This window comes from uncultured Oscillibacter sp. (assembly GCF_947654275.1).
Classification (GTDB): Bacteria; Bacillota; Clostridia; order Oscillospirales; family Oscillospiraceae; genus Oscillibacter.
In genome coordinates this window covers 1-6,939 of the sequence record NZ_CANTJS010000086.1, presented here as the reverse complement: position 1 = coordinate 6,939, position 6,939 = coordinate 1, and the positions used below count along the sequence as shown (strand labels likewise).

At 64.7% G+C, this 6,939-nt stretch carries 6 protein-coding genes; all 6 read left to right on the top strand.

The annotated features are described in order from the left end of the window. Window positions 1–311 (top strand): hypothetical protein (locus Q0063_RS14005; protein ID WP_297872580.1); only part of this gene is annotated, 311 nt, incomplete at its 5' end. Between the two features lie 132 nt (window positions 312–443). Further along, entirely contained in the window at window positions 444–1,274 is an 831-nt protein-coding gene (locus Q0063_RS14000; RefSeq protein WP_297872579.1) for an MBL fold metallo-hydrolase, read from the top strand. A gap of 125 nt (window positions 1,275–1,399) precedes the next feature. Beyond that, the gene (mutS, locus tag Q0063_RS13995) at window positions 1,400–4,006 is read left to right on the top strand and encodes a DNA mismatch repair protein MutS (protein WP_297872578.1); all 2,607 of its coding nucleotides are present in this window, start codon (window positions 1,400–1,402) and stop codon (window positions 4,004–4,006) included. A gap of 12 nt (window positions 4,007–4,018) precedes the next feature. After that, window positions 4,019–4,729 (top strand): CPBP family intramembrane glutamic endopeptidase, encoded by a 711-nt coding sequence (locus Q0063_RS13990; protein WP_297872577.1) that lies wholly within the window; start codon window positions 4,019–4,021, stop codon window positions 4,727–4,729. Window positions 4,730–4,761: 32 nt separating this feature from the next. Further along, window positions 4,762–5,673: an AEC family transporter gene (locus Q0063_RS13985; RefSeq protein WP_297872576.1), complete on the top strand. Its 912-nt coding sequence runs from the start codon at window positions 4,762–4,764 to the stop codon at window positions 5,671–5,673. 97 nt (window positions 5,674–5,770) lie between these two features. Beyond that, the coding region (gene mutL, locus Q0063_RS13980) for a DNA mismatch repair endonuclease MutL (protein ID WP_297872575.1) at window positions 5,771–6,939 on the top strand (1,169 nt) is incomplete at its 3' end.

Sequence of the window (6,939 nt, the reverse complement as noted above, 5' to 3'; positions counted from 1 at the left end):
AAAAAATCAGCGCCTCCGAGGCTCGGATGACGGAAAAAATCAGCGCCTCCGAGGCTCGGATGACGGAAAAAATCAGCGCCTCCGAGGCCCGGATGACGGAAAAAATCAGCGCCTCCGAGGCCCGGATGATGGCCCTGATGGAAGCATATTTTGAGCCGCGTTTCAATCTTCTGGGCGATCAGTTTCAGCTGCTCCATGAGAAAATACCGCAGGTCGAAGCGCTGGAAAGCCTGGATATCCGCGTCAGCGCTCTGGAGGTAGCGGTTAAGCAGCATACCGAAGAAATCAAGCAGCTGAAAAAGGCCCAGTAAGCATTCCTCCCTCCTGCTGCAGACGGAAAGAAGGCCCCGCGCGCCATGCGCGGGGCCTTTCAGGCAATTGACAGACATGCTATAATATAGAAGATACCCCCTCCCCCTCTGGGGAGGCCAATGGAGGCGCCTATGAGAATCGTCACCCTGGTAGAAAACACCGCCGCCCGGACCGGCCTGGAGCCCGCCCGGGGTCTTTCCATCTATGTGGAGACGGCGGGGCACAAAATCCTGTTCGACATGGGTCCCGGCCCTGAGCTTCTGGCTAACGCGGAGCGGCTGGGGGTGGATTTGGCGGCGGTGGACACCGCCGTGCTGTCCCATGGACACTCGGACCACGGCGGCGGCCTGGAGGCCTTCTGCCGGGTCAACCGGCACGCCGGCATCTATCTCCGGGAGGAGGCCCTGCGCCCCTACTACGCCGTCCTCCCCGGCCAGGACCCCCATTACATCGGCCTGGACACCCTGTGGGAGCAGGTGCGGGACCGGCTGGTATTTACGGAGCCCGTCCGGCGGCTGGACGAAGAGCTGCTTCTGTTTTCCGGCGTGGCAGACGACCAGACCCGGCGGGCCCCGGCCCCCAAGCTCCAGGAGAAGACCCCCGGCGGGTTCCGGCCCGACGTCTTCGCCCATGAGCAGCACCTGATTATTCAGTCGGAGGGAAAGGCGGTGCTGCTGGCGGGCTGCGGCCACCTGGGCATTGTCAACACCCTGGAGCGGGCCGGGGAGCTTCTGGGCGGAAGAATGCCCGACGCGGTATTCGGCGGCTTCCACCTCTTCGAGCTGAGCCCGGAGGCGGAGAGCGCCCGGGCCCTGCTGGACCTGACCGCCGGGGCCCTGTCCCGGGGGCAGACGGTGTATTACACCGGCCACTGCACGGGAGAGTGGGCCTATGAGGAGCTCCGGAAGACCCTGGGGGGCCGCCTCCGGCCCATGCGCACCGGCACGGCGGTTGAACTATAAGAGTTAAAACGTAATTAGGAATGAGGAGTTAGGAATTAGGAATTGAACGGAAACGCACAATTTCTGGTTACGGGCCGAATTCCTAATCCCTCATTCCTAATTCCTGATTGTAAGGATGGTGTTTCATGGCAGAGCTGACCCCGATGATGAAGCAGTACCTGGAAATTAAAAAGGACAATCCTGACTCCATCCTGTTTTTCCGCCTGGGGGACTTCTATGAGATGTTCGCGGACGACGCCAGGCTGGCCTCCAGGGAGCTGGACCTGACCCTCACCAGCCGGGACAAGGGCAAGCACTTAAAGCCCGCCGAGGAGCAGGTGCCCATGTGCGGCATCCCCTATCACGCCAGCGAGGCCTATATCGCCCGGCTGATTGCCAAGGGCTACAAGGTGGCCATCTGCGAGCAGATGGAGGACCCCGCCAAGGCCAAGGGCCTGGTGAAGCGGGACATCATTCGCGTCATCACCCCGGGAACCGTGCTGGACGCCGCCTGTCTGGACGACAAAGCCGGGAATTACCTCTGCGGAATCTATGCCGATTCCCGCGGCGCCGGCGCGGCCTTCTGCGACGTGACCACCGGAAAGGTCCATCTGACCTCCTTCACCGGCAGGGACCGGATGGAGCACGTTATCAATGAGCTGGGCCGCTTTTCCCCGGCGGAGGCGGTGGTGAACGACGGGGCCTTTTCCGACGCGGCTCTGGTAGAGGTCCTCCGGGAGAAATTCCACTGCCGGGTGGAAAACGCCGGGGAGCGCCGTTTCCTCCTGAAGCCGGCGGAGGCCAGCATCCGGAAACAGTTCGGGGACGAGGCCTTCGGGCGGCTTCCTCCGGGGGTCCCGGCGGCGGCCATGGCCCTGGGGGGACTGCTGGACTACCTCTATGAGACCCAGAAGACAGACCTCTCCCACATCAACGACCTGGATTACTACGAGCAGGGCCGGTTCATGGAGCTGGACCTGGCTGCCCGGCGGAACCTGGAGCTGACGGCCACCCTGCGGAACAAGGAGAAAAAGGGAACGCTTCTCTGGGTGCTGGACCGGACCCAGACCCCCATGGGAGGCCGGTGTCTCCGGAGCTGGCTGGAGCAGCCCCTTTTGAATGTGGCGGCCATCAGCCAGCGGAATTCCGCCGTGGCCGCCCTGGTGGAGGACACTATCCGCCGGGAGGAGCTTATCGCCGCCCTGACGGGGCTGGGGGACATGGAACGGCTGCTGGGCCGCATTGTCTACGGCACCGCCGGAGGACGGGACCTGGCATCTCTCCGGAGCGCCATTGAAAAGCTGCCCGCCGTGCGGCGGCAGCTTGCCGCGGCGGCGGACCGGCGGCTTGCCGGACTGGCGGAGCTCCTGGACCCCCTGGAGGACCTGGGGAGCCTCATCGCCGCCGCCATCTGCGACGAGCCTCCTTTTTCCGTCCGGGAGGGCGGATTCATCCGGGACGGCTTCAACGGGGAGGTGGACCGCCTGCGGCACATCCTCAAGGGCGGCAAGGGCGTCATTCCCGAGATGGAGGCCCGGGAGAAGGAGAAAACCGGCATCCGGAACATGAAAATCGGCTATAACAAGGTCTTCGGATATTACATTGAGGTCTCCAACGCCTATAAGGGCGAGGTCCCCGACTCCTACATCCGCAAACAGACCCTGGCCAACTGCGAGCGCTACATCACCCAGGAGCTTAAGGAGCTGGAGCACTCCATCCTCACTGCCTCAGACCAGGTGGTGGCGCTGGAATACGAGCTGTTCACGAAGCTGCGAGAGGAGATTTCCGCCGCCTCCGCCCGCATCCAGCGGAGTGCCGGAGCCGTGGCCGAGGCGGACGCCCTGGCCTCTCTGGCCTCCGTGGCCGTGCGGAACCACTACTGCCGTCCGGAGGTGGACGAGTCCGGCGTCATCGAAATTCGGGAGGGCCGCCACCCGGTGGTGGAACAGGTCCTCAAGGACAGCCTGTTTGTGCCCAACGACACCTTCATGGGCGAGGAGGAAAACCGGGTTGCCATCATCACCGGGCCCAACATGGCGGGCAAGTCCACCTACATGCGCCAGGTGGCCCTCATTGTCCTCATGGCCCAGATGGGCAGCTTCGTCCCGGCGGCCTATGCACGCATCGGCGTGGTGGACCGGATTTTTACCCGGGTGGGGGCCAGCGACGACCTGGCCGCCGGCCAGTCCACGTTCATGGTGGAGATGACGGAGGTGGCGGACATCCTCCGCTGCGCCACCAGGAACTCCCTGCTGATTCTGGATGAGATCGGCCGGGGCACCTCCACCTTTGATGGCATGTCCATTGCCCGGGCGGTGCTGGAGCACTGCGCCAACCGGAAAACCCTGGGGGCCAAAACCCTCTTCGCCACCCACTACCACGAGCTGACGGAGTTGGAGAGCACCCTCCCCGGGGTCATGAATTGCAGCATTGCCGTGAAGACCCGGGGGGAGGACATCATTTTCCTGCGGAAGATCATCCCCGGCGGCGCGGACCGGAGCTATGGCATCGAGGTTGCCAGGCTGGCGGGCCTGCCGGACAAGGTGCTCCGCCGGGCCCGGCAGATTCTGACGGAGCTGGAGGGGGAAAACGGCGGGCAGCGCCCCCGTCCCCGCCGGGAGACGGAACAGGTCTCCATGGCCTCCCTGGGCGAGGGGGAGGTGCTGGACGCCCTCCGCCGCTGCCAGCCCGACGCCCTGACCCCCATTGAGGCCATGGGTCTGCTGTATGAATGGAAACAAAAGCTGCAATAAGGAGAGGCGTCTATGGCCAGAAAAAAGCCCGCTTCCAACCTCAGCGCCGGAGAACAGTTTGCCGGAGCCGTGTTCTTCATCATATACGCGCTGATTCTCCCGGTGGCCATGGGGCCCCTGTTCCGTCTGGCGGGGCATCTGCTGGGCCGGCGCATCCACGCCGACACCCAGGCGGCCGTTTACTATTACGGGCTCTTCGCCGTCACGGCGGTGATTTTCCACGGCTTCCTCGCAAGGACCACCCGGAGGCTGCTGGACGATCTGCCCGAAGCCCTGAAAACCGTGCTGATTGGCCTGGTGGGCATTTACGGGCTGAACGCCATTCTGGCCCGCCTGTCGGGGGCCCTGTTCTCCGGCCGGGTCAACCTGAATGACGGCTCCATTTCCGCCCAGATTGCCAGCACGCCCCACATGACCCTTCTGACGGTGCTTCTGCTGGCCCCCTTTGTGGAGGAAACCCTGTTTCGGGGACTGGTCTTCGGCAGCCTCAAGGAGCGGAGCCGTCTGACGGCCTACGCTGTCAGCTGTCTGCTCTTCGCCCTGCTCCACGTGTGGCAGTTCGCCGTGGAGAGCCGGGATCCCGCCTATCTGCTGGTGATGGTCCGGTATCTGGCGCCGGGGGTGGTGCTGGCCTGGGCCTATGAGCACACGGGGACGCTTTGGGCCTCCTTCGGCGTACACGCCGCGGCCAACGCCCTTTCGGTGCTGACGATGCTGGACTGAGCTCCAGGCGAACAAAGGTAAGGAAGTGCTGCATGAGTTTTTTGGATACCCTGGCCCAGATGATGGTGATTCTCTTCGCCATTGTCTGCGGCTATGCCGCCAACCGCATGGGGATTCTGGGGGGAGCCACCGACCAGAAAATCTCCAAGCTGCTGCTGACTGTCACGGTGCCCGCCATGATTCTGGCCTCCGTCTCCACCGGGGACACGCTGCCGGAGGCCAGCGTGGTGCTGGGAACCCTGGGCGCCGGCTTCTGGTTTTACGCGGTGGAATTCCTGTTTATTCTCACGGTTCCCCATCTGCTGGGCGGGACGGCCGGGCAGAAGGGGGTCTGGCGCTATACCCTGGCGTTTCCCAACGTGGCCTTCATCGGCTATCCGGTGGTTCTGGCCCTCTACGGGCAGCAGGCGCTGTTTTACGCGGTGATTCTCTGCCTGCCCTTTAACCTGCTGTCCTTCACCCTGGGGCCCCTGCTGCTCACCGGGGCCGGGCGCTTCAGTCCCCGGCAGCTCCTCTCGCCCACGGTTCTGGCCTCGGTGCTTGCCCTGGCGCTGGCCCTGGCCCGGGTGCGGCTTCCGGCGCTGGCGGGGGAGATGCTGGCCTTTGTGGGAGACGTCACCGTGCCGCTGTCTCTGCTGTTTGTGGGCTCTCTGCTGGCGGGACTGCCCATGGGGCGGATGCTGCTCTCTCCCCGGCTGTGGATGCTCACGGTGATTCGCCTGCTGGTGCTGCCGGCGGCGCTGTGCTGTCTGCTCCGGGCCCTGGACTTTGACCCGCTGGTCCTGGGGGTGACGGTGGTGCAGATGGCCATGCCCACGGCTGTGACCGGCTCTCTTCTGAGCATGGAGCACGGCGGGGATACGGAGTGTATGGCCCAGTCCACCTTCCTCACCACACTGGCCTCCATCGTGACCATTCCCCTGGTGGCGGCACTTCTGCTATAATTAGGAATTAGGAATGAGAAATGAGGAATTGTTCCATCATTTCAATCATTCCTAACTCCCAATTCCTAATTCCTCATTGACGAAAGGAGGCGGGCCCATGCCCCGTATTCAGCAGCTGGAGACCCATGTGGCGGACCTGATTGCCGCCGGCGAGGTGGTGGAGCGCCCGGCCAGCGTGGTCAAGGAGCTGGTGGAGAACGCCATTGACGCCGGAAGCTCCGCCGTGGCGGTGGAAATCCGCCGGGGCGGCATGGGCCTGATCCGGGTCAGCGACAACGGCTGCGGCATCGCCCCCGCCGAGCTGCCCACCGCCTTTCTCCGCCACGCCACCAGCAAGCTCCGTTCCCCGGAGGACCTGGGAAAAATTGGCACCCTGGGCTTCCGGGGCGAGGCCCTGGCGGCCATTTCCGCCGTCAGCCGGGTGGAAATCCTCACCCGGCGGCGGGAGGACGCCGTGGGGGCCTCCCTGTCCCTGGAGGGGGGCGTCCCCGGCGCGGTGGAGTCCGCCGGCGCGCCGGAGGGCACCTCCATTCTGGTCCGGGACCTCTTTTACAACACCCCCGCCCGGCTGAAATTCATGAAGAAGGACAGCGCCGAAACGGCGGCGGTAAACGGCCTCATGCAGCACCTGGCCCTGTCCCACCCCGGCGTCTCCTTCCGCTTTTCCAAGGACGGAGCCGACGCCCTCCACACCCCCGGCGACGGACGGCTGGACTCCGCCATATACGCCGCCCTGGGCCGGGACTTTGCCCGGAGCCTCCTGCCCGTGGAGGGCCGGGGCGGGGAGATACAGGTCTCCGGCTTCGTGACGGAGCCCCTCCAGAGCCGGGGGTCCCGGTCCATGCAGGTCTTTTTCGTCAATGGCCGGTTCATCAAGTCCCAGCTGCTGACGGCGGCCCTGGAAGAGGGCTATCGGAACCAGATGATGAAGGGGCGCTTCCCCGGCTGCGTGCTGGCGGTGACGCTGCCGGTGACGGCGGTGGACGTCAACGTCCACCCGGCCAAGACCCAGGTGAAATTCGCCCGGGAGAAGGAGGTCTTCGACGCGGTATACCACACCGTCCTGGACTGCCTTGCGGCAAAGGGCGGAGCGATTGGAACCCCCGCCCCCGCGCCGGAGCGCACCGTCCATCCCCGGGGGGACTTTTTCCGGACCATGGACGCCGGGACCTACCGGGCCCAGGGGGCGAAATCTCCCGCCCGGCCTGCCATGGCCAAGGGGGCAGGACACTTCAAATCCACCTCCTGCTGGGATGGCAACGTGGG